This is a genomic window from Azovibrio restrictus DSM 23866 (genome assembly GCF_000429665.1).
GTDB lineage: Bacteria > Pseudomonadota > Gammaproteobacteria > Burkholderiales > Rhodocyclaceae > Azovibrio > Azovibrio restrictus.
The window spans coordinates 20,274-42,531 of sequence record NZ_AUCH01000005.1; the positions used below are offsets into that span (position 1 = coordinate 20,274).

Here is a 22,258-nt window from a genome sequence, read left to right on the forward strand (position 1 = left end):
GTTGCCGGGGGGCTTAGGGTGCTGCGTTCTAAACGTATTGCATGGGTATCCCTGCTGAGTGGGGCGCTGGCGGTTCCGCTGGCTAGTCTTGCCGTTTACCTGCGATCAGTCCGGATTCCTGGGAGTTTCAAAATACTCAGCTGGCTAGACAGCCTCGGCTTGGTCAAGCAACCTGCCCGCGAAGCGCCTCACGCCATCGTTATTGAACTTCCCTTGCGCGGAATATCCGGTGCCGCTTCCGACGGAACGGTAAGCATGGGGGGCGTATCGGAAATGTCCGATGCGGGCTACTTCGCTATCAACGACGAAAACGCCATCTTGTTGCTCTTTGCCTCAAGCATTGCGCTTGCGCTGGCCGCAATGCTTGTTGCCATCTGGGCTGAGTATCGGAAAGAGCCAACGCTTTACCTCAGCGTTGGCTACATTTGCGGCGTGCTCGCCATTGCACAGGTCTGGTTTCCGGGCGGTTTCGTGTGCGGGCTTGTGGGTATGGCTGCTGTACTTGTGCTGAGACATCAGCGGGAACCATAGGCGTCCCCCAACCCGGCATTCCACCTCGCGCCTTCGGTCAGCAAGTCTGGCTGGGACGGCTTTTCCAGCTGTGGTTCGTGCCCCGGCCGGCGGTTCCCTTTCTCTTTTCTCAAACCCCGGCGGCGCTGAAGGTTTCCCTGGCGTAGGCCGCCAGCCTGCGTTCGGTGCTTTGCCGGGGCTGGGTTTCCTGGGTGGCGGCGAGGTGCTGGCTGACCTGGGCGAAGAGTTGCCGGCCGTTGTGGCGGCGGGTCTTGCCCTGGTCGGCGAGTAGTTTCCGGGCTAGCCCGGTGTCGCCGGCTGCCAGGGCCTGGGCGAGGGCACTCTGGCTGCTGAGGGATGGCTGCATTTCCGGACCCTCGAACTGGGGGCCGAAGGCCAGGCGGAGCTTGGCGACGAGGCGTTCCATGAGGCCGGAGAGGAAGCTGTTTCCCGAGGCGCTGGCCAGTTCCCGCCAGAAGGCCGGGCCGGGGCTGAGGGTTGCCCGGGTTTGCGCCACTTCACGCACGGCGAAGTCTTCCAGCAGTTCGAGCAGGTCGAACAGCTGGAGGATGTCGTCCCAGTCCAGGCGGACGACGAAGCAGCCGCGCCGGGCCTGGAGTTCCACGATGCCTTCGCTGGCGAGCACCTTCAAGGCTTCGCGTATGGGGGTGCGGCTGACCACGTAGTTTTTGGCCAGCTGGAACTCGTCCAGGGGGGCGCCCGGCATCAGTTGGTGGCGGAATATCTGTTCGCGGATGGCGTCGGCCAGGGCTTCGTAGAGCATTTTCGGGCGCAGGGTTTCGATGGGGTTTTCCGGGTTCATGACAGCTCCAGCAAGAGATCCTTGGCATCGACCCGGTCACCCGGGGCGACATGAACATGCAAGACCGTGGCGTCGCGTTCGGCGGTGATGGCGGTTTCCATCTTCATGGCCTCCACTGACAGCAGGGGGCTGCCCTTGCTCACTTTCTGCCCGGATTTCACGGCAACGGTGGCGATCATGCCGGGCATGGGGGCGGCCACATGGGCGCCATTGCCTTCCTCGGCTTTGGGGCGGCTGCGCTTGTTCCCCTGCTGACCGCTCCGGGGAATACGCATGGGGCGGGGCTGGCCGTTCAGTTCGAAGAACAGCTTCACCTCGCCCTCGTCCGGGGCGTCGGTTTTCCCGAGTAGGCGCACCACCAGGGTCTTGCCCTGATCGATCTCGATGGCCGCCTCGTCTTTCTCGCCCAGGCCGTAGAAGAACACCGGGGTCGGCAGGACCGAGACATCGCCGTACTTGCGCAGGTGCCCGGCGTACTCGGTGAATACCTTGGGATACATCAGCCAGCTGGCCAGGGCAGCATCGTCCACCTGGTGTCCGACGGCCTTCTCGGCCTTGGCCCGCTCGGCTTCCAGGTCCACCGCCGGCAGATGGGCGCCGACCCGCCCCGCGATGGCCTGTTGACCCTTGAGGATGCGTTGCTGCAGGGCGGGGGGAAAGCCGTCGGCCGGGTAGCCCAGTTCGCCGCGCATCATGGCAACCACCGAATCGGGGAAGGCGATTTCCTTCTCCGGATCGGCGATGTCGGCCGGCGTCAGTTCGTTGGCCACCATGGTCAGCGCCAGGTCGCCGACCACCTTCGACGAGGGCGTCACCTTGACGATGTCGCCGAACAACTGGTTGGCGTCGGCGTAAGCCTGCGCCACCTCGTTCCAGCGCTGGTCGAGCCCCATCGAACGCGCCTGTTCGCGCAGGTTGGTGTATTGGCCGCCGGGCATTTCGTGGCGGTACACATCCGAGGTGCCGGCGCGGATGTCGGCCTCGAAGGGCGCGTAGTAGCGGCGCACCCCTTCCCAGTAGCGGGAGAACGGCGCGATGCGGCCGGGCGTCAGGCCGCTGTCGCGCTCGGTGTGTTCCAGCGCGGCGACGATGGCGCCCAGGCTGGGCTGCGACGTCAGGCCGCTCATCGCGTCCATGGCGCCATCGACTGCGTCGACGCCGGCCTCCACCGCAGCCAGCACGGTGGCTACCGAACCGCCGCTGGTGTCGTGGGTATGGAAGTGGATGGGCAGGCCGGTCTCATCCTTCAAGGCCCTGACCAGCGCCCGCGCTGCCGCCGGCCGGCAGACACCGGCCATGTCCTTGATGCCGAGGATGTGGGCGCCGGCCTTTTCCAGTTGCCTAGCCATTCCCACGTAGTACTTGAGGTCGTACTTCGAGCGTGCCGGATCGAGCAGATCGCCGGTATAGCAGATCGTGCCTTCGCACAGGGCGCCGGTCTCGATCACCGCGTCCATCGCCACGCGCATGTTGTCCACCCAGTTGAGGGAGTCGAAAACGCGGAACAGGTCCATGCCGTGGGCGGCGGCCTGCTGCACGAAGTAGCGCACCACGTTGTCGGCGTAGTTGGTGTAACCGACGGCGTTGGAGGCGCGCAGCAGCATCTGGAAGAGGACATTGGGCACGGCCTCGCGCAGTTTGTCGAGGCGCTGCCAGGGGTCTTCCTTGAGAAAGCGCAGGGCCACGTCGAAGGTCGCGCCACCCCAGCATTCCAGGGAAAAGAGATCGGGCAGCAGGCGGGCGTAATGGGGGGCGACGGCGAGCATGTCGGCGGTGCGCATGCGGGTGGCGAACAGGGACTGGTGGGCGTCGCGCATGGTCGTGTCGGTGAGCAGCACCCGCGGGTGTTCCCGCATCCAGCGGGCAAAACCTTCAGCACCCAGTTCGCGCAGGCGGTCGCGGCTGCCGGGCAGCGGCCCGATGCCGAGTTCGGCCCGGGGCAGTTGCGGCTTGCCCAGGGGCTGGGCGGGCCGGGTCCGACCCTTCATTTCCGGGTTGCCATTGACCGTCACCTCGCCGACGAAGCGCAGCAGGCGCGTGGCCCGATCACGGCGCGGCTTGAAGGTGAACAGTTCCGGCGTGGTGTCGATGAAACGTGTGGTGCATTCGCCGTTCCTGAAGGCCGGATGGCCGATGACGTTTTCCAGGAAGGCCAGGTTGGTCGCCACGCCGCGGATACGGAATTCGCGCAGCGCCCGGTCCATGCGGCGGATCGCCTCGTCGGCATCGTGGCCGCGGGCCGTGACCTTGACCAGCAGGGAATCGTAATAGGGGGTGATGATGGCGCCGGTGTAGGCGGTGCCGGCGTCGAGCCGGATGCCGGCACCGGCGGCGCTGCGGTAGGCGGCCAGCTTGCCGTAGTCGGGGGTGAAGCCTTTTTCTGGGTCTTCGGTGGTGACGCGGCATTGCAGGGCGTGACCGGACAGGCGGATGTCTTTCTGGGCGGGCAGGAAATCGCTGGCGCCGATACGGCCGCCTTCGCTGACCACGATCTGGGCCTTGACCAGGTCCACGCCGGTGATTTCCTCGGTGACCGTGTGTTCAACCTGGATGCGTGGATTGACCTCGATGAAATAGAAGGCGCCGGTGTCGGCGTCCATCAGGAATTCCACAGTGCCGGCGTGGGTGTAATCGACCCCGGCGGCGAGCTTCAGGGCGGCGGCGCACAGGGCCTCGCGCTGTTCGGCATTCAGGTAGGGAGCCGGGGCGCGTTCGACCACCTTCTGGTTGCGCCGCTGCACCGAGCAGTCCCGCTCGAACAGGTGCACCCGGTTGCCGTGGGTGTCGCCGAGAATCTGCACCTCCACGTGGCGGGCGCGGACCACCATTTTTTCCAGGTAGACCTCGTCGTTGCCGAAAGCGGCGGCGGCTTCGCGGCGGGCTACCTGGATGGCGGGCAGCAGTTCGTTTTCCTCGTGGATCGCCCGCATGCCCCGGCCGCCGCCGCCCCAGCTGGCCTTGAGCATGAGCGGGTAGCCGATGCCGGCGGCCAGCTGGCGGCAGCTTTCCGGGTCATCCGGCAGAGCGCCGGTGGCCGGCACCACCGGCACGCCGACCTGCTCGGCCAGGGCCCGGGCCGTGACCTTGTTGCCGAGTTCGCGCATCACCGCCGGCCGGGGACCGATGAAGACGATGCCGGCCCGGGCGCAGGCTTCGGCGAAATCCGGATTCTCGGACAGGAAGCCGTAGCCGGGATGAATGGCGTCCACCCTGGCCTGTTGGGCGATGCGGATGATGTCGGCGATGTCCAGATAGGCGGCGATCGGCTTCCTGCCCTCGCCGACCAGGTAGCTTTCGTCCGCCTTGAAACGATGCAGGGCGAAGCGGTCCTCGTTGGCATAGATGGCCACCGTGCGCATCCCCAGTTCGGCGGCGGCGCGCATGATGCGGATGGCGATTTCGCTGCGGTTGGCGACCAGGAGCTTCTTGATCATGGCCGTGCCTCCGCAGCGAAATCGCCCCAGGGCCTGACGGCCTCCTGGCGATTTGACTGCGTCGCTGCGCCGCCTGTGGGCGGCTGGTCGCTGCGGTTGGCAACCAGCACACTCTTGATTTTCTTCATCGTGACCTCGCTTTCGGGACGAACGATCCCTGCCGGGAGGGCAGGCCGCCCGGAATGGTTCGGTGTTTGGGGGAGGCTGGCCGCCCCTGGCGGCCAGTGCTCAGGAGTCAGACGTAACGCTTTTCCAGGGCATCCCACTCGGGTTTGCCGACCAGGCGCTGGCGCTCGGCGAAGGGCGTCACCAGGCCGCTGGATTCGAGCACCTGTTTCTCGTCGCGCAGCACGGTCAGGGCCTGCTGCATGCCCATCACGGCGCCCTGCAGCGCAGCGTTGGCGTAGAGGACGATGCCGAAGCCGAGCTGGCCCAGTTCGTCCGCGTTGAAAATCGGGGTCTTGCCGCCGATCACCATGTTCATCAGTTGCGGCGTCGCCAGTCGCTGGGGCAGGGCGCGGATTTCCGCTGCGCTGGTCACGGCTTCGACGAAGAGGATGTCGGCGCCGGCTTCGGCGAACTGCTGGGCGCGCTCGACGGCGGCCTCGAAGCCATGCACGGCGGCCGCGTCGGTACGCGCCATGATCAGGAAGTCCGGGTCCCGGCGGGCGTCCGCCGCTGCCTTGATCTTGCTCACCGCTTCCTCGGTGCTGATCACGTCCTTGCCGGCAAAATGGCCGCAGCGCTTGGGCGCCACCTGGTCTTCAAGCTGGATGCAATCGGCGCCGGCCCGTTCCAGGGTGCGCACCGTGTGATAAACGTTCAGCGCGTTGCCGAAGCCGGTATCGGCATCCACCAAGAGCGGCACTTCGACGGCGTCGCGGATGCGCGCCGTGTGCTCGGCGATCTCGGCCAGGCCCATGAAGCCCTGGTCGGGCATGCCGAACCACATGTTGGTGACGCCGGCGCCGGTGACGTAGATGGCTTCGAAGCCGAGATCGGCGATGACGCGGGCGGACAGCGCGTTGAAGGCGCCGGGGACGATGACGCCGCGTTTGGCGGCGACCAGTTCCTTGAGTTTCTTGCGGGTAGACATGGGGAATCCTTTGTTCGTGAAGTTCCGGCCGTTCAAGGCCGTTCAACCTAAAAACCTCACCACAGAGACACAAATACACATGGAAGTTCAAAAAAAACAATGGCTTGCATTATCTTCTCCACTCACCTAGAAAGTGACCTGGCCTTCCAGGACAAGTCTTTGTTTTTCCTCGGCGTCTCTGTGCCTCTGTGGTTTAACTGAGGTTTTAAGGTTCGATGGGGCTGGGGCGGCCCTCGGCATCGATGGCGACCAGTTCAAACTCGCCGCCCAGGACCGACTCGGCCGGGGCGCCGGCCTTTTCCGCCAGGCCGGTGACCTGCACCGTCATGGAGCTGCGTCCCAGGCGCACGACCTGGCCGCGCAGGGTGAGCACATGGCCGATGGGGATGGGCGAGAGAAAATTGATGTCCCGGGCGGCCGCCATCACCACTTCCTGCCGGGCCAGGCTGCGCGCCGCCATGAAGGCCACCTTGGCCATCAGCTGCAGGCCCTGGCCAGCGAACAGGGTGCCGTGGTGGTTGGCCAGCATCGGCAGCACCAGTTCGCGGATCTCCACGGGCGGGGCGGCAGGGGTCATGGCGGGCTGCCCGGCTGTCAGATGGCGTCGCCGGGTACGCGCACCCAGCCTTCCATCAGGATGCGGGCGCTGCGGCTCATGATCGCCTTGGTGACGGACCACTGGCCGTCAATCTGCCTGGCTTCGGCGCCGACGCGCAGGGTGCCGGAGGGGTGGCCGAAGCGGACGGCCTGGCGTTCGCCGCCGCCGGCTGCCAGGTTGACCAGGGTGCCGGGCACGGCGGCGGCAGCACCGATGGCGACCGCCGCCGTGCCCATCATGGCGTGGTGCAGCTTGCCCATGGACAGGGCTCGCACCAGCAGGTCCACCTCGCTGGCCCTGACGGTCTTGCCGCTGGACGACACGTAGTCCATGGGCGGCGCGACGAAGGCGATCTTGGGCGTGTGCTGGCGCCTGGGGGCATCTTCCAGCCTGTCGATCAGGCCCATCTTCAGGGCGCCGATGGCGCGCAGGGTCTCGAAGCCGGCCAGGGCCTCGGGGTCGCCGTTGATGGCCTCCTGGAGTTCGGTGCCCCGGTAGCCGATGTCGGCGGCGTTCACGAAAATGGTGGGGATGCCGGCGTTGATCAGGGTGGCCTGGAGCCGGCCGCCCACCACCAGGGATGCCGGCACTTCCAGCTCGTCTACCACCTGGCCGGTGGGGAACATGGAGCCGCCGCCCTCATCTTCGCCCGCATCGGCGGGGTCGAGGAATTCCAGCACGATCTCGGCGGCCGGGAAGGTCACCCCATCCAGTTCGAAGTCGCCGGTTTCCTGCACCTGGCCGTTGCTGACCGGCACATGGGCGATGATGGTCTTGCCGATGTTGGCCTGCCAGATGCGCACCGTGCACACCCCGTTCCGGGGGATGCGCTCCGGGGCCACGTAGCCGGCGTGAAGGGCGAAGGCGCCGGCGGCCGTAGACAGGTTGCCGCAGTTGCCGGACCAGTCCACGAAATCGCTGTCGATGGCCACCTGGCCGTAAAGGTAATCCACGTCGTGGCCGGGCCGGTCGGACCTGGACAGGATCACGCACTTGCTGGTGCTGGAAGTGGCGCCGCCCATGCCGTCGATGTGCTTGGCGTAGGGGTCGGGGCTGCCGATCACCCGCTGGAACAGCCGGTTGCGCGCTGCGCCCGGCACCCGGCAGGGTTCGGGCAGGTCTTCCAGGCGGAAGAACACCCCCTTGCTGGTGCCGCCGCGCATGTAGGTGGCGGGGATGCGGATTTGCGGAACTTGAGACATCAGGCGATTTCCTTCCTTTGGGTGGACTCGGCGGCCAGAAAATCTTGCGCGAAGCGCTGCAGCACGCCGCCGGCCGCGTAGATCGACACTTCCTCGGCGGTATCCAGGCGGCAGATGACCGGCACTTCCAGGGTTTCCCCGTTCTTGCGATGGATGAGCAATGTCAGTTCGGCGCGCGGCCTGCGCTCGCCGACCACGTCGTAGGTCTCGCTGCCGTCCAGGCCCAGCGTCAGGCGCGTGGTGCCCGGCTTGAACTCCAGGGGCAGCACCCCCATACCGATCAGGTTGGTGCGATGGATGCGCTCGAAGCCTTCGGCGACGATGGCTTCCACCCCGGCCAGGCGCACCCCCTTGGCGGCCCAGTCGCGGCTCGAACCCTGGCCGTAGTCGGCCCCGGCGATGATGATCAGGGGCTGCCGGCGGGCCAGGTAGGTTTCGATGGCCTCCCACATGCGCATGACCTGGCCCTCGGGCTCCACCCGGGTCAGGGAACCCTTCTGCACCACCCCATCGACCACGGCCATTTCATTGACCAGCTGGGGATTGGCGAAGGTGGCGCGCATGGCGGTCAGGTGGTCGCCCCGGTGGGTGGCGTAGGAGTTGAAGTCCTCCTCCGGCAGGCCCATCTTCGCCAGGTATTCCCCGGCGGCGGAGCTGGCCAGGATGGCGTTCGACGGCGACAGGTGATCGGTGGTGATGTTGTCGGGCAGCACGGCGAGCGGGCGCATGCCCTTCAGGGTGCGCGGGTTGGCGGCCAGGGCGCCGACCCCTTCGGTGTCCCAGTAGGGCGGCCGGCGGATGTAGGTGGATTGGGGGCGCCAGTCGTAGAGGGGGCGGGTCTGTGCCGTCTGCTCCCGGTGGAGGGCGAACATCGGTGCATAGACCTGATGGAACATTTCCGGCTGGACGCAGCGGGCGACGATGGCGTCGATTTCCGCGTCGCTGGGCCACAGGTCCTGGAGGCGGATTTCCTTGCCCTTGACCTCGGCCAGCACCTCCTGCTCGATGTCGAAGCGGATGGTGCCGGCGATGGCGTAGGCCACCACCAGGGGCGGCGAGGCCAGGAAGGCCTGCTTGGCGTAGGGGTGGATGCGGCCGTCGAAGTTGCGGTTGCCGGAGAGCACGGCGGTGGTGTAGACGTCCCGCTCGATGATCTCCTGCTGAATCTTCGGATCCAGGGCGCCGGACATGCCGTTGCAGGTGGTGCAGGCGTAGCCGACGATGCCGAACCCCAGCTTTTCCAGTTCCGGCAGCAGGCCGGCGGCTTCCAGATAGAGCCGGGCCACTTGGGAGCCGGGGGCGAAGGAGGTTTTCACCCAGGGCTTGCGCACCAGCCCCAGGGCGTTGGCCTTCTTCGCCAGCAGGCCGGCGGCAACTAGGTTGCGGGGGTTCGAGGTGTTGGTGCAGCTGGTGATGGCGGCGATGATCACGGCGCCGTCGGGCAGGCGGCCGCAACGTTCGTCGAGCCAGGCCCGGTCCAGCTCGCTCCTGGTCTGGGCGGCGATGCCGCGCTCCTTCAGGGCCGAGGTGGGCAGCCGCTTGTGGGGGTTGGAGGGGCCGGCCATGTTGCGCACTACGGTAGACAGGTCGAAGGCCAGGGTGCGTTCGTACTCGGCGGAGCTGAGCGCCTCGGCCCACAGGCCCGTGGTCTTCGCGTAGTGCTCCACCAGGGCCACCTGCTCCGGTTCGCGGCCGGTGAGTTTCAGGTAGGCGATGGTCTGCTGGTCGATGTGGAACATCGCGGCGGTGGCGCCGTACTCCGGACACATGTTGGAAATGGTGGCCCGGTCGCCGATGGAGAGGCTGTCCGCGCCTTCTCCGAAGAACTCCACCCAGGCGCCCACCACCTTCTCCTTTCTCAGGAACTCGGTCAGGGCCAGCACGATGTCGGTGGCGGTGATGCCGGGCTGGCGCTGGCCGCTCAGGCGGACCCCGACGATGTCGGGCAGGCGCATCATGGAGGCCCGGCCCAGCATCACGGTTTCGGCCTCCAGCCCGCCGACGCCGATGGCGATCACGCCCAGGGCGTCCACGTGGGGCGTGTGGCTGTCGGTGCCGACGCAGGTGTCGGGGAAGGCCACGCTCTTGCCGTTCCCATCCTGGCGCACCTGGATCACCGGCGACATTTTTTCCAGGTTGATCTGGTGCATGATGCCGTTCCCGGCCGGGATCACGTCCACGTTCTCGAAGGCCCGTTTCGTCCACTCGATGAAGTGGAAGCGGTCCTCGTTGCGGCGCTCCTCCACGGCCCGGTTCTTCTCGAAGGCCTCCGGGTCGAAGCCGCCGTATTCGACGGCCAGGGAGTGGTCGACGATCAGCTGGGTCGGCACCACCGGGTTCACCTTGGCCGGGTCGCCCCCCTGGTCGGCGATGGCATCGCGCAGGCCGGCCAGGTCCACCAGGGCGGTCTGACCGAGGATGTCGTGGCACACCACCCGGGCCGGATACCAGGGGAAATCCAGGTCGCGCCGGCGCTCGATGATCTGGGTCAGGGCGGCGCTCAGCAGCGCCGGGTCGCAGCGGCGCACCAGCTGCTCGGCCAGCACCCGGGAAACGTAGGGCAGGCCGGCGTAGGCCCCGGGCCTGATGGCCTCGACGGCGGCGCGGGTGTCGAAGTAGTCATGGGGCGTGCCGGGCAGGGGTTTGCGGTAAGCGGTGTTCATGGCGCGCATCATCTTACTGGCGTTGATCGATGGGCAGGAAGGCACGGTCTTCCGGTCCCACGTAGTTGGCGCTGGGGCGGATGATCTTGTTGTCGATGCGCTGCTCGATGATGTGGGCGGCCCAGCCGGAGGTGCGGGCGATCACGAACAGGGGCGTGAACATGGCGGTGGGCACGCCCATCATGTGGTAGCTGACGGCGCTGAACCAGTCCAGGTTGGGGAACATCTGCTTGACCTCCCACATCACTGCTTCCAGGCGGGCGGCGATGTCGAACATCTTGGTGGAGCCGGCATCCACGGATAGCTGGTGGGCGACCCCCTTGATCACCTGGTTGCGGGGGTCGGAAACCGTATACACCGGGTGCCCGAAGCCGATCACCACTTCCTTGTTTTCCACCCGGCGGCGGATGTCGGCTTCCGCCTCATCCGGGTTGTCATAGCGCTTCTGGATTTCGAAGGCCACCTCGTTGGCGCCCCCGTGTTTGGGACCACGCAGGGCGCCGATGGCGCCGGTGATGGCGGAATACATGTCGGAACCGGTGCCGGCGATGACGCGGCCGGTGAAGGTGGAGGCGTTGAATTCATGCTCGGCGTAGAGGATCAGCGAGGTGTGCATGGCCCGCTCCCACAGGGCCGAGGGCTTCTGGCCATGGAGCAGGTGCAGGAAATGGGCGCCGATGGAGTCGTCGTCGGTTTCCACCTCGATGCGCTTGCCGTTGGTGCTCCAGTGGTACCAGTAGAGCAGCATGGAGCCCAGGGAAGCCAGCAGCCGGTCGGCGATGTCCCGGGCGCCGGGGATGTTGTGGTCATCCTTTTCCGGCAGGGCGCAGCCCAGGGCCGAGACGCCGGTGCGCATCACGTCCATGGGGTGGGCCGAGGCGGGCAGGCTTTCCAGCGCTTCCTTGACGCTGGTGGGCAGGCCGCGCAGGGCTTTCAGTCTGGCCTTGTAGGCCTTGAGCTCGGCTCCGGTGGGCAGCTTGCCGTGCACCAGCAGGTGGGCCACCTCCTCGAAGTCGCAGCGCTCGGCGATGTCGAGAATATCGTAGCCCCGGTAATGCAGGTCGTTGCCCGATTTGCCGACGGTGCACAGGGCCGTGTTGCCGGCGGTGACGCCCGACAGGGCAACGGACTTCTTGGGTTTGAAAACGGCTTCCTGGGTCTGGCTCATCCGGGTCTCCTGGATTTTCGTGGTCGATGGGGTGGGGCGCCGCCCCTGGGGGTCCTTGTGCTTTGCAAGGATTGTTTGCAATATACGCATCCATAAATGAACATAAAGCCCTGAATTGGCGTGATTTTGCGAAGTCGGTTCAGTGAATTTGCGAATATTGCAAATATTTCGAATGCGGAGTGCCAATGAAAAAGACCTTCATGGGGGTGCGCCTCCGGCGCCTGCGGGAGGAACGGGGCCTGACCCAAGTGGCCCTGGCCCGGGCCCTGGAGCTTTCCCCCAGCTACCTGAACCAGCTGGAGCAGAACCAGCGGCCTCTGACCGTGCCGGTGCTGCTCAAGCTCAATGCCGTGTTCGGGGTCGATGTGCAGCGCTTTTCCGAGGATGATGAGGCGCGGTTGATCGCCGACCTGCGGGAGGTGCTGGGCGAAGCGCCCGGGGGCGAGGCGGTGGCCCAGGCGGAAATCCGCGAGCTGGCGGCCAGCATGCCCGCCGTGGCCCGGGTCCTGGTGGCCCTGGGCCGGCGCCAGCGGGATGCCCTGGAGCGGGAAGAGGCCTGGGCCGCCCGCCTGGGCCTGGACCGGGGCGAGGTGGCCGCGGCCAAGCCCATGCCTTACGAGGAGGTGCGGGATTTCTTCTACGCCCGGCACAACTATATCGACGAGCTGGACAGCCTGGCCGAGCGCCTGTTCGAGGCCTGGCTCCTGAGCCCCGGCGCGGTGGCGGCGGGGCTGGAATTGCGCCTGCTTCAGGCCCACGGGGTCCAGGTGCTGCGGGATCTGGGGCTGGAGGAGGGCGGGCCGGCCGGGGCCGAGGCCCTGCGCCTGTTCGATCCCGGCCGCCGGCTGCTGCGGCTTTCCGCCCATCTGGCCCCCGGACAGCAGGCTTTCCAGATGGCCACGGAGCTGGCCTTCCTGGAGGCCGGCGACTTGATCCGGGAGCTGGCCGAGGGCGCGGCCCTGAGCAGTGAGGAAGCCCGCCGCCTGGCCCGCATCGGTCTGGCCAACTACTTTGCCGGGGCCCTGGTGCTGCCTTACCGGCGCTTCCTGGCAGCGGCCGAGCAGCTGCGTTACGACATCGAGCGCCTGGGACAGGCCTTCGGCGTGGCCTTCGAAACGGTCTGCCACCGGCTGTCCACCCTGCAGCGCCCGGAAGCCCGGGGGGTGCCCTTCTTCTTCGTGCGGGTGGATAGGGCTGGCAACATCTCCAAGCGCCAGTCGGCCACGGACTTCCACTTTTCCCGGATCGGCGGCACCTGCCCCCTGTGGAACGTGTACGAAGCCTTTGCCCAGCCTGGCCGGGTGCTCACCCAGCTGGCGGCCATGCCCGACGGGCGGGCCTACCTGTGGGTGGCACGCAGCGTTTCCCGGGGCTACGGGGGTTACGGGGCCCCGGGCAAGACCTTTGCCGTGGGCCTGGGCTGCGACCTGCGTCACGGGGAGCGCCTGATTTATTCCAAGGGCCTGAATCTGCGCGACCCGGAGGCCTATACCCCCATCGGCGCCGGCTGCAAGGTGTGCGAGCGGGAGGCCTGTCCCCAGCGGGCCTTCCCCCCCGTGGGCCGGGCTCTGGCGGTGGACGAGCACAGCAGCCGGTTTGCTCCCTATCCGGTGCGCTGATCCAGCCATGGTCCGCCTGGACCATGGCTGGATCAGGGGGGCAGGGGCTGGAGTAGAATCGGCGGGCCCTTCTTGACGGGACATGCTCCATGCCAGTTTCCACCCCGCCCGTGACGCTGCCCGCCCTGCTCAGGTCCATCCTGCTGCTGGCCCTGGCCTATACCGGAGTGGGCATCCTGTTCCTGGGGCTGGCGGTACCGCCCGGTTATGCCGCCCCCATCTTCCCGCCTGCCGGCATGGCCCTGGCAGCCCTGCTGATTTTTGGTGCCCGCCTGTGGCCCGGGGTCTGGCTCGGAGCCCTGGCGGTACAGCTGGTGGCCGGCGCCCAGGTGGGGCTTTCCGGCGCTTCCTGGTGGGGGCCGTGGGTGGCTCCCGTGGGCGCCACCCTGCAGGCCCTGGCCGGCTACTGGCTGGCCCGGCGCCTGATCGGTTTTCCCAATCCCCTGGACCAGGCCCGGCCCATCATCCGCTTCATCACCCTGGTGGCGCCCCTGGGCTGCCTGGTCAGCGTCGCCTTCGCCATGCCCATCCTGGTGGCCACCGGGGTCATCGCCCCGGCCGACGCGGTGTTCAGCGCCTGGAACTGGTGGGCCGGGGATACCCTGGGGGTGCTGGTGATGGCGCCCCTGATGTTCGTCTTCTTCGGCCGCCCCCGTTCCGACTGGGCTCCCCGGCGCCTGGGGGTGGCCCTGCCTTTGTGCGTGGCCCTGGTGCTGATGGTGATCCTGTTCATCCAGGTGCGGGACTGGGAGAGCGCCCGCATCGGCGGGCAGTTCAACCGGGACGGCAGCCACGTGGCCAGCCTGATCGACAAGCGCTTCGCGGTCCAGGAGGACATGCTGCTGGCCCTGGAGCGGCTGATGGTGGTGGCCCCGGACCTGGACGCCCGGGGCTGGCGGGAGTTCGTCACTCCCTGGCTGGAACGCTATCCGGGCTCCCAGAACTTCGCCTGGGCCCCCTGGATCGAGCATGGCCAGCGGGCCGGCTTCGAGGCCCGGGTGCAGGGCCAGGGGTTTCCGGATTTCCGCATCCGGGACCGGGACGATGTGGGCATGACCTACGTGGCCCCGGCCGCTGAAGCCTATCTGCCCTACCTGTTCGTGGAGCCCCTGGGAGGCAACCAGCGCATCCTGGGCCTGAGTGTGTACGCCTGGCCGGTGGCGCGTCAGATCCTGGAGGCTTCGGGGGCCAGCGGTCTGCCCCGGGCTACCCAGGCAGTGCGCCTGGCTCAGGAGGTGGGCGCCCAGCAGGGCGTGGTGATCTATCAGTTGGTACGTCAGGGAGGGCGGACCCTGGGGCTGGTATCCGGAGCCTTCCGCATGGATGACGCGATCCAGGCCACCGTGGGGCCGGAGCTGCGGGCCCAGATGGAAATCTGCCTGCTGGACCGCCAGGGGCGGCCGGGCAACCAGCGCCTCTCGGGTCCCGAGGGCTGCGACGCTCCGGACTGGGGCGCAGGTCGCCTGGCCGCCACCTACCCCCTGGCCTTTGCCGGGCGCGAGTGGGAACTCCGGTTGCGCGCCACCTCCGCCTACCCCCTCAGCCAGCGGGGCTGGGCAGCCTGGGTGACCCTGGCCGTGGGCTTGGCCATGGTGGGCGTGCTGGGGGCTTTCCTGCTGGTCAGCACCGGCCGGGCCCGGCGGGTGAGCGAGCTGGTGGATGAGCGCACGGCGCAGCTGGGCGAAGTGGGCCTGCGGCTCCAGGAGCAGACCGATCTGCTGGCCCGGGCCCAGCGCATTGCCCAGCTGGGAAGCTGGGAGCTGGCCGGGGACGGGACCTTCCACGCCTCCGACGAACTGTGCCGCATGCTGGGCTTGCTTCCCGGTACCCTGGTGGGCTGGCAGCAGGTGGAGGAGCTGGTGGTGCCGGAGGACCGGGCCGCCCTGCGCAATGCCCTGGATCAGGTCCAGGAGCCCCCCGCCAGCGTTGCCCTGGACTGCCGCATCCAGCCCGATGGCCGGCGGGAGGAGCGGGTGGCCCATTTCCTCATCGAGAGCGAGGTGCAGCCGGGGGACGGCCTGCGCCTGCGGGGCACCCTCCAGGATGTGACCGTGGTGCGCCAGAGCGAGGCCCACATCCAGTTCCTGGCCCATTACGACATCCTCACCCACCTGCCCAACCGCAGCATGTGGGCCGATCGGGCCCAGGCCGCCCTGTTTGCCGCCCGGCGCCATCCCCGGGACGTGCTGGCGGTGATGTTCCTGGACCTGGACCAGTTCAAGACCGTCAATGATTCCCTTGGCCATGGGGTGGGGGACCAGCTGCTGGCGGAAGTGGCCCGCCGCCTGCAGTCCTGCCTGCGCAGCGACGACGTGCTGGCCCGCCAGGGGGGCGACGAATTCGTGCTGCTCCTGCCGCGCCTGGCCCGGGCCGAGGATGCCGGCGAAGTGGCCCGCAAGCTGTTGCAGGCCCTGGAAGCGCCGATGCTGCTGGGGGGCCATGAGCTGTCGGTATCCGCCAGCATCGGCATCGCCCTCTACCCGGCTGACGGGGACGATGTGGACACCCTGCTCAAGCACGCGGACATCGCCATGTACAGCGCCAAGGCGGCGGGGCGGGCCAACTTCCAGTTCTTCGTGCCGGAAATGAACGTGCGTGCCTTCGAACGCATGATGCTGGAGAACGCCCTGCGCCGGGGGCTGGAACGCCAGGAGCTGGTGCTCCATTACCAGCCCCAGGTGGAGGCCCGCAGCGGCCGGCTGATCGGCTGCGAGGCCCTGGTGCGCTGGCAGCACCCGGAAATGGGGCTGGTACCGCCGGCCCACTTCATTCCCGTGGCCGAGGATTCCGGCCTGATCGTGCCCCTGGGGGAATGGGTGCTGGCCGAGGCCTGCCGGCAGCAGGTGCGCTGGGCCGGCCAGGGGCTGGTGATGGCGGTGAACATTTCCGCCCTGCAGTTCCGCCGGGGGGACTTTGTGGAAATGGTGGAGCGCACCCTGAAGGAAACCGGGGCCGATCCTGCCGCCCTGGAGCTGGAAATCACCGAGAGCGCCCTGATGCAGCCCAGCGAGGAGCTGTTCGAGCGCCTGCACCGGCTGCGCCGCCTGGGCATCACCCTGGCCCTGGACGATTTCGGTACCGGCTATTCCAGCCTGGCCTACCTGAAGCGTCTGCCCATCAGCCGCCTGAAACTGGACCGCTCCTTCGTCATGGACATCCCCCTGGATGCCGAGGATCTGGCCATCGCCACCGCCACCCTGTCCATGGCCTCGGACCTGGGCCTGGCGGTGGTGGCCGAGGGGGTGGAAACCCAGGCCCAGGTGGATTTCCTGTCCGGGCGCGGCTGTCAGGTGCTGCAGGGCTTCCTGTTCGGCCGGCCCATGGCCGCCGCCGCCTTCGAGACCTGGCAGCGGGGCCGGGCAGAGGGCTGAGCCCAGCCCCCTGCCGGCATCAGGCCGGCACGCCCAGGATCACGTGGCTGGCCTTGAACAGCACCGAGGCCGGAGCCCCGGGCTTGAGGGCCAGTTCCAGCACCGCTTCGTTGGTGATCACCGCATGCACCAGGCTGCCGCCCGGCAGCTGCACCACCACGTCGGAATTCACCGCCCCCCGGGTCACCTGCTGCACGGTTCCGGCCAGGTGGTTGCGGGCCGAAAAACGGACGTTTTCCTGGCCGGCCATGACCATCACCCAGGGGGCCTTGACGTAGGCAACGACGGGCTTGCCCACCGCCAGGCCCAGGGATCTGACGCTGCCTTCGGTGACCACGGCGACGATCCGGTCGCCGCCGGCGGTGCTGAGCTCCACTTCCGCGTTGACCGGGCCCTCGGCCAGGGCGGTGATGGTGCCGGGAAAGCTGTTGCGGGCGCTGATGTTCATGGTGTTCTCCTTGCTGTTCGGGATCGGGATGGTGGGCTGGCCTGGTTTTCGCTATATCTGTTCATGAATAGCGTAGCCGGTGAGCGCGACGCCATGCTAAGTCGCTCCGCCTGGTGCCCGCAACCATAGCGCCGCCTGGATTTTTTACGGATCAGGGGGAAAGGCCGGGACCAGAAGCGTCGCTTTCCTGGTTTATAGTAATCGTTATATATCTGACAACATCACGACAAAATGGAACAAAACCTACATCGCCTGAAGGGGCGTCTGGAAGTGGAAACCGAATTCGGTACCTTTCTGGGCGACACCCGCATCCGCCTCCTGGAGGCCATTGCCACCCAGGGCTCCATCTCCCAGGCGGCCAAGGCCGTGCCCCTGTCCTACAAGGCGGCCTGGGATGCCGTGGATGCCATGAACAACCTGGCCGACGAACCTCTGGTGATCCGTTCCGCCGGGGGCAAGCACGGGGGCGGCACCCAGCTCACCGATTACGGACGCCGGGTGGTGGCCCTGTACCGGGCCCTGGAGGCCGAGTACCAGGCGGCCCTGGAACGCCTGGCGGCGAGCATGAACGATGGGGAGGCGAGCAGCTTCGCCCAGTTCCGCCAGCTCTTGAAGCGCATGTCCATGAAAACCAGCGCCCGCAACCAGTTCGCCGGGGCCATCGTTGGTTTGAAGGCCGGGGACGTGGACTACGAGGTGCGCCTGAAGCTGGACGACACCAACGAGCTGGTGGCGGTGATCACCCGGGAATCCGCCGAGACCCTGGAGCTGGCCATGGGCATGGAGGTCTATGCCCTGGTGAAGTCCTCCTCGGTGCTCCTGCTTACCGACAGGGAAGTGCGCACCACGGCCCGCAACCATCTGTGGGGCGAGGTGACCCGCATCCATGAAGGGCCGGTGAATTCCGAGGTCACCCTGGCCCTGCCCGGGGGCAAGAGCGTCTGCGCCGTGGTCACCCACGACAGCATCGCCCACCTGGGCCTGGCCCTGGGGGAACAGGCCTGCGCCGTGTTCAAGGCTTCCGCCGTCATCCTCTGCATCCAGAACTGATTTACCACCCGAAGGAGAAGCATCATGAAGGTCCCATTCAGCAAGTTCGCCGCCCTGGCCGCCCTGACCCTCTGTTCCTGGCAGGTCCTGGCCGATGAGGTTCAGGTGGCGGTGGCCGCCAACTTCACGGCCCCCATGAACCAGATCGCTGCCGATTTCGAGAAGGCCACGGGGCATAAGGCTGTCCTGGCCTTTGGGGCCACGGGCAAGTTCTACGCCCAGATCGTCAATGGGGCGCCCTTCGATGTCTTCCTGGCGGCCGATGACACGACCCCGGAGAAGCTGGAAAAGGAAGGGCAGGGCGTTTCCGGCAGCCGTTTCACCTATGCGGTAGGAAAGCTGGTGCTGTGGTCCGCCAAGCCCGGATTCGTGGATGCCCAGGGTGAGGTGCTCAGGAGCGGTCAGTTCGCGAAACTTTCCATCGCCAATCCGAAAACGGCACCCTACGGAGCCGCCGCCATCGAGACCTTGAACAAGCTGAACCTGCTGGCCGCCGTGCAGCCCAGATTCGTCCAGGGGGAGAATATTTCCCAGACCCTGCAGTTCGTCTCCACCGGCAATGCGGAGCTGGGTTTTGTTGCCCTGTCCCAGGTGTTCAAGGACGGCAAGGTGAGCGGAGGTTCGGCCTGGATCGTGCCGGACAGCTTTCACGAGCCGATCTACCAGGATGCGCTCCTGCTCGCGCGGGGCAAGGGCAATCCGGCTGCCGTGGCGCTGCTCGCCTACCTGAAGAGTGAGCCGGCCCGGGGGGTGATCCGAGCCTTCGGCTACGGCCTGCGCTGATGCCTTGATGCCATGGCGATGGCGCGATCTCATCGGGCTTCCGTGACGGGTTTTCTGGGTGGGTTCACCATTGCCAGCCTGGGGGGCATGATCGGGTTGGGAGGGGCGGAATTCCGCCTCCCCCTGCTGGTCGGAGTGTTTCGTCTCCCCAGTTTGCAGGCGGTGATCCTCAACAAGGCGACCAGTCTGGTTGTCGTGATCTGTGCTTTTGCCGCCCGCAGCCTGGTGTTGCCGCCAAGCGCACTGTGGCCCCATGGCTGGATCGCGCTTAACCTGCTGGCCGGTAGTCTGTTCGGGGCCTGGTGGGCGGCCGGACATGCCATGACCCTTTCCAGGGGAGCCCTGGATCGCTTGATCCTGGGACTGTTGCTGGGTCTGGGCCTGTTGATGTTGGCTGAGAGTGTATGGCACATGGACTCCGGCGGGCAGGCGCTATTTGCGGATACCTGGGTGCTGGTTCCCCTGGGGCTGCTTGCGGGCTTGTTGATTGGTGCCGTGGCTGCCGTCCTGGGGGTGGCGGGGGGTGAGCTGCTGATTCCGACCATCGTCTTGCTCTACGGTGTGGAGATCAAGCTGGCAGGCAGTCTGTCGCTGCTGGTCAGCTTGCCCACCATGCTGGTGGGTTTCCTGCGGTATCGGCAATCCGGTGCTTTTGCCGTCCTGTCCCGGGAGAAGGGCTTGTTTCAGGTTCTCACTGCAGGGTCGGTGCTGGGCGCCATCACCGGGGGACTGCTGCTTGGCCTGGTGCCCGCTGGAGTTCTGACTGCTGTACTGGGATTCCTGCTCCTGGGCTCAGCCTGGAAAATTTTTCGTCATGGCAGATAAATCGGGAGAACATCCTTGCTGACAGATACCGATCTGCAAGCCATAGGGCTTACCCTGCGCCTTGCCGGCGTCACAACCTTGATCCTGTTGTTGATCGGGACCCCGGTCGCCTGGTGGCTGGCCCGCAGCCAGTCCTGGTGGAAAGGGCCGGTGGGGGCCGTGGTCGCCCTGCCCCTGGTGCTGCCGCCCTCGGTGCTCGGCTTTTACCTGCTGCTGGCCATGGGGCCCCATGGCCCGGTGGGGCAGCTGACCCAGTCCCTGGGTCTGGGGACCCTGCCCTTCACCTTCTGGGGCCTGGTCGTGGCCTCGGTGTTCTATTCCTTTCCCTTCATGGTGCAACCGCTGCAGAACGCCTTCGAGGCCATCGGCGACCGGCCCCTGGAAGTGGCGGCCACCCTGCGGGCCTCGCCCCTGGATACCTTCTTCTCGGTGGTGCTGCCGCTGGCCAGGCCCGGCTTCCTCACGGCCGGCATCCTGACCTTTGCCCACACGGTGGGCGAGTTCGGGGTGGTGCTGATGATAGGGGGCAACATTCCCGGCGTGACCCGGGTGGCCTCGGTGCAGATTTACGATCATGTGGAAGCCATGGAGTATGGGGATGCCCACCGCCTGGCCGCGGTGATGCTGATTTTCTCCTTCGCGGTGCTGCTGGCGCTCTATGCCTGGCGCCCCAATGCCAGAAAGTAAGGGTGCGAGATGTCTTCGATTGCAGCGGCTTTCCGCATGGAATACCCGGGTTTCAGCCTGGACGTGGACCTGAACCTGCCTGCCCGGGGCGTGACCGCCCTGTTCGGCCATTCCGGTTCTGGCAAGACCACGGTGCTGCGTTGTTTTGCCGGCCTCAACCGGGCTCCCCGGGGACGACTGGTGGTGGAAGGCCAGGTCTGGCAGGACGAGGCCCAGGGGATTTTCCTGCCCACCCATGCGCGGCCCCTGGGGCTGGTGTTCCAGGAAGCCAGCCTGTTTCCCCACCTCTCGGTGCGCAAGAACCTGGAATATGGCATGAAGCGGGCCGGTAACAAGCGCGGCGAAGGCTTTGATGCCTGCGTCGATCTGCTTGGCATCCGCCCTTTGCTGGACCGGGCCCCGGAGCGGCTTTCCGGGGGCGAGCGGCAGCGGGTGGCGATTGCCCGGGCCCTGCTGACCCGACCCCGGCTGCTGCTCATGGACGAGCCCCTGGCGGCTCTGGATCTGAAACGCAAGCTGGAAATCCTGCCTTACCTGGAAAAGCTCCATGACGAGCTGGACATTCCGGTGCTCTATGTGAGCCATGCGCCCGACGAGGTGGCCCGCCTGGCCGATCATCTGGTGCTCATGGACGGGGGCAGGGTGGTGGCCAGCGGACCGCTCATGGAAACCCTGGCCCGGGCTGACCTGCCGCCCGCCTTCGCCGATGACGCGGGGGTGGTGCTGGAAGCCGTGGTGGCCGCCCACGAGGCCGACGGGCTGACCCGCCTGGACTTCCCCGGGGGGCACCTGTACGTCTCCCGCCGGGAGGAGCCGCCGGGGCGGCGCCTTCGTTGCCGCATTCATGCCCGGGATGTGAGCATCGCCCTGGCCGCCCACGCCGACAGCAGCATCCTCAATGTGCTGCCCGCCACGGTCCAGGCGGTGGTGGCTACCGACACCCCGGGGCATGTGCTGGTGCAGTTGGCCCTGCCCCAGGGGGCGGTGCTGCTGGCGCGCATCACCGAGCGTTCCCGGCTGGCCCTGGGACTGGCTCCCGGGCAGCCGGTGGTGGCCCAGGTCAAGGCCGTGGCCCTGCTGGCCTGAAGCGGTGCCGGTGACAAGGCACGGAACTCGCTTTATGTGGAGTGAATCGCATCTGCCACCCTTTTTTGTCGCAAAGCTGCCATGAAGATCGCCATCGCCACCAAGCACTACGACACGGTTTCCGGACACGCGGGCCAGGCCCGCCACTGGCTGCTCTATGACCTGGCGGCCTACCGGCCGGGCCAGGCGCCGCCGGAACCGCTGCGGGTGGAACTGGAAAAAGCCCAGTTCTTCCACCACTTCCAGGATGACGCCCCCCACCCCCTGGACGGGGTGGACCTGGCGGTGGTGGCCAGTGCCGGGGAGGGTTTCGTGCGGCACCTGAAGCAGCGGGGTACCGATGTCCTGGTGACCGGCGAGGCCGATCCCCGGCTTGCCCTGCAGAAGATACTGGCGGGAGAGGCCCTGGCTCAGCCCCGCTTCGACATCACCACCAGCCTGTGCAAGTTGCGGGACCTGTTTTCCCGCCATTGAGCCGGGTCGAGGAGGCTTTCATGCAGATCTGTCCGAATTCCCATCGCCTGTCCTCGTCAGCCAGCCCGCGCCAGGAGCGGGACGACCAATCCTGGCTGGAGCACCTGCCCGCCGAATGGCGTGCCCTGGTGGTGGCCCCCCTGGAGCTGCGCCGCTACCGGGACTACGAAATGGCGGCGGCTCGGGTGGTGGGCTACGATGCCGATGACAAGCCCTGCTACACGGCCCATCGCTTCAGCCTGACCGAACCCCGCTCCGACGATGGGGAGGAGTTCTACACGGTGCTGGCCTATGGTGAGGAACTGGCGGCCTGGCGCCTGCGGGACGAGCGCTGGCTGGTGTGGCGGGAGATCCGGGCCGAGGAGGAGTGTGCCCAGGCCCGGAGTTTCTACAGCCTGGCCCAGGCCATGCCCCGCTGAGG

18 protein-coding genes are annotated in these 22,258 nt (G+C 67.1%); 10 read left to right on the forward strand and 8 right to left on the reverse strand.

Features of this window, described 5'->3' with window-relative positions; translation table 11 throughout:
- Positions 1–18 precede the first annotated feature (18 nt).
- Positions 19–531: a hypothetical protein gene (locus G474_RS23255; RefSeq protein WP_156919180.1), complete on the forward strand. Its 513-nt coding sequence runs from the start codon at positions 19–21 to the stop codon at positions 529–531.
- 109 nt (positions 532–640) lie between these two features.
- Here the strand turns inward: G474_RS23255 and G474_RS21920 are convergent, their stop codons facing one another.
- The 7 genes from G474_RS21920 to prpC form a co-directional block, all read right to left on the reverse strand.
- Complete coding sequence (locus G474_RS21920; RefSeq protein ID WP_051281986.1) at positions 641–1,333, reverse strand: GntR family transcriptional regulator; 693 nt, start codon at positions 1,331–1,333, stop codon at positions 641–643.
- Positions 1,330–4,767 (reverse strand): pyruvate carboxylase, encoded by a 3,438-nt coding sequence (locus G474_RS0106260; RefSeq protein WP_043463468.1) that lies wholly within the window; start codon positions 4,765–4,767, stop codon positions 1,330–1,332. The genes G474_RS21920 and G474_RS0106260 overlap by 4 nt, the downstream gene beginning before the upstream one ends.
- 235 nt (positions 4,768–5,002) lie before the next feature.
- A complete protein-coding gene (locus tag G474_RS0106265) occupies positions 5,003–5,863 on the reverse strand; it encodes an isocitrate lyase/PEP mutase family protein (RefSeq protein ID WP_026686222.1) in 861 nt (286 codons plus the stop codon).
- Between the two features lie 205 nt (positions 5,864–6,068).
- A complete protein-coding gene (locus G474_RS0106270) occupies positions 6,069–6,440 on the reverse strand; it encodes an acyl-CoA thioesterase (RefSeq protein ID WP_026686223.1) in 372 nt (123 codons plus the stop codon).
- A 17-nt stretch (positions 6,441–6,457) separates the two neighbouring features.
- A complete protein-coding gene (gene prpF, locus G474_RS0106275; protein ID WP_026686224.1) occupies positions 6,458–7,663 on the reverse strand; it encodes a 2-methylaconitate cis-trans isomerase PrpF in 1,206 nt (401 codons plus the stop codon).
- Positions 7,663–10,326 (reverse strand): Fe/S-dependent 2-methylisocitrate dehydratase AcnD, encoded by a 2,664-nt coding sequence (gene acnD, locus G474_RS0106280; protein WP_026686225.1) that lies wholly within the window; start codon positions 10,324–10,326, stop codon positions 7,663–7,665. Before acnD ends, prpF begins: the two co-directional genes overlap by 1 nt.
- A gap of 13 nt (positions 10,327–10,339) precedes the next feature.
- The gene (prpC, locus tag G474_RS0106285; RefSeq protein WP_026686226.1) at positions 10,340–11,494 is read right to left on the reverse strand and encodes a bifunctional 2-methylcitrate synthase/citrate synthase; all 1,155 of its coding nucleotides are present in this window, start codon (positions 11,492–11,494) and stop codon (positions 10,340–10,342) included.
- 185 nt (positions 11,495–11,679) lie between these two features.
- Between prpC and G474_RS0106290 the strand changes: the two genes are divergently transcribed.
- Together G474_RS0106290 and G474_RS0106295 are read left to right on the forward strand one after the other, a co-directional pair.
- Entirely contained in the window at positions 11,680–13,113 is a 1,434-nt protein-coding gene (locus tag G474_RS0106290; RefSeq protein ID WP_026686227.1) for a short-chain fatty acyl-CoA regulator family protein, read from the forward strand.
- A gap of 89 nt (positions 13,114–13,202) precedes the next feature.
- The gene (locus tag G474_RS0106295) at positions 13,203–16,484 is read left to right on the forward strand and encodes an EAL domain-containing protein (RefSeq protein WP_051281988.1); all 3,282 of its coding nucleotides are present in this window, start codon (positions 13,203–13,205) and stop codon (positions 16,482–16,484) included.
- A gap of 19 nt (positions 16,485–16,503) precedes the next feature.
- Here the strand turns inward: G474_RS0106295 and G474_RS0106300 are convergent, their stop codons facing one another.
- Positions 16,504–16,932 carry a TOBE domain-containing protein gene (locus G474_RS0106300; protein WP_026686229.1) on the reverse strand — a complete coding sequence of 143 codons (429 nt, stop codon included), beginning with the start codon at positions 16,930–16,932 and terminating at the stop codon, positions 16,504–16,506.
- Between the two features lie 231 nt (positions 16,933–17,163).
- Here G474_RS0106300 and G474_RS0106305 point away from each other — a divergent pair, with 231 nt between their 5' ends.
- The 7 genes from G474_RS0106305 (at position 17,164) to G474_RS0106335 (ending at position 22,256) form a co-directional block, all read left to right on the forward strand.
- The gene (locus G474_RS0106305; RefSeq protein ID WP_026686230.1) at positions 17,164–17,982 is read left to right on the forward strand and encodes a TOBE domain-containing protein; all 819 of its coding nucleotides are present in this window, start codon (positions 17,164–17,166) and stop codon (positions 17,980–17,982) included.
- Positions 17,983–18,006: 24 nt separating this feature from the next.
- Positions 18,007–18,765, forward strand: a complete 759-nt coding sequence (gene modA / locus G474_RS0106310; protein WP_026686231.1) for a molybdate ABC transporter substrate-binding protein — start codon at positions 18,007–18,009, stop codon at positions 18,763–18,765.
- A gap of 42 nt (positions 18,766–18,807) precedes the next feature.
- Positions 18,808–19,590: a TSUP family transporter gene (locus G474_RS0106315; protein ID WP_211228070.1), complete on the forward strand. Its 783-nt coding sequence runs from the start codon at positions 18,808–18,810 to the stop codon at positions 19,588–19,590.
- 15 nt (positions 19,591–19,605) lie between these two features.
- A complete protein-coding gene (gene modB / locus G474_RS0106320) occupies positions 19,606–20,277 on the forward strand; it encodes a molybdate ABC transporter permease subunit (RefSeq protein WP_026686233.1) in 672 nt (223 codons plus the stop codon).
- Between the two features lie 9 nt (positions 20,278–20,286).
- The gene (gene modC, locus G474_RS0106325; RefSeq protein WP_026686234.1) at positions 20,287–21,363 is read left to right on the forward strand and encodes a molybdenum ABC transporter ATP-binding protein; all 1,077 of its coding nucleotides are present in this window, start codon (positions 20,287–20,289) and stop codon (positions 21,361–21,363) included.
- Between the two features lie 81 nt (positions 21,364–21,444).
- Positions 21,445–21,837 carry a NifB/NifX family molybdenum-iron cluster-binding protein gene (locus G474_RS0106330; RefSeq protein ID WP_026686235.1) on the forward strand — a complete coding sequence of 131 codons (393 nt, stop codon included), beginning with the start codon at positions 21,445–21,447 and terminating at the stop codon, positions 21,835–21,837.
- Between the two features lie 20 nt (positions 21,838–21,857).
- Positions 21,858–22,256, forward strand: a complete 399-nt coding sequence (locus G474_RS0106335) for a hypothetical protein (RefSeq protein WP_051281990.1) — start codon at positions 21,858–21,860, stop codon at positions 22,254–22,256.
- Positions 22,257–22,258 lie beyond the last annotated feature (2 nt).

Coding starts and splice junctions, on each gene's coding strand:
- G474_RS21920 (WP_051281986.1), bottom strand. CDS start 1,333: ATGAACCCGGAAAACCCCATCGAAACCCTGCGCCCGAAAATGCTCTAC.
- G474_RS0106260 (WP_043463468.1), bottom strand. CDS start 4,767: ATGATCAAGAAGCTCCTGGTCGCCAACCGCAGCGAAATCGCCATCCGC.
- G474_RS0106265 (WP_026686222.1), bottom strand. CDS start 5,863: ATGTCTACCCGCAAGAAACTCAAGGAACTGGTCGCCGCCAAACGCGGC.
- G474_RS0106270 (WP_026686223.1), bottom strand. CDS start 6,440: ATGACCCCTGCCGCCCCGCCCGTGGAGATCCGCGAACTGGTGCTGCCG.
- prpF (WP_026686224.1), bottom strand. CDS start 7,663: ATGTCTCAAGTTCCGCAAATCCGCATCCCCGCCACCTACATGCGCGGC.
- acnD (WP_026686225.1), bottom strand. CDS start 10,326: ATGAACACCGCTTACCGCAAACCCCTGCCCGGCACGCCCCATGACTAC.
- prpC (WP_026686226.1), bottom strand. CDS start 11,494: ATGAGCCAGACCCAGGAAGCCGTTTTCAAACCCAAGAAGTCCGTTGCC.
- G474_RS0106290 (WP_026686227.1), top strand. CDS start 11,680: ATGAAAAAGACCTTCATGGGGGTGCGCCTCCGGCGCCTGCGGGAGGAA.
- G474_RS0106295 (WP_051281988.1), top strand. CDS start 13,203: ATGCCAGTTTCCACCCCGCCCGTGACGCTGCCCGCCCTGCTCAGGTCC.
- G474_RS0106300 (WP_026686229.1), bottom strand. CDS start 16,932: ATGAACATCAGCGCCCGCAACAGCTTTCCCGGCACCATCACCGCCCTG.
- G474_RS0106305 (WP_026686230.1), top strand. CDS start 17,164: ATGGAACAAAACCTACATCGCCTGAAGGGGCGTCTGGAAGTGGAAACC.
- modA (WP_026686231.1), top strand. CDS start 18,007: ATGAAGGTCCCATTCAGCAAGTTCGCCGCCCTGGCCGCCCTGACCCTC.
- modC (WP_026686234.1), top strand. CDS start 20,287: ATGTCTTCGATTGCAGCGGCTTTCCGCATGGAATACCCGGGTTTCAGC.
- G474_RS0106330 (WP_026686235.1), top strand. CDS start 21,445: ATGAAGATCGCCATCGCCACCAAGCACTACGACACGGTTTCCGGACAC.
- G474_RS0106335 (WP_051281990.1), top strand. CDS start 21,858: ATGCAGATCTGTCCGAATTCCCATCGCCTGTCCTCGTCAGCCAGCCCG.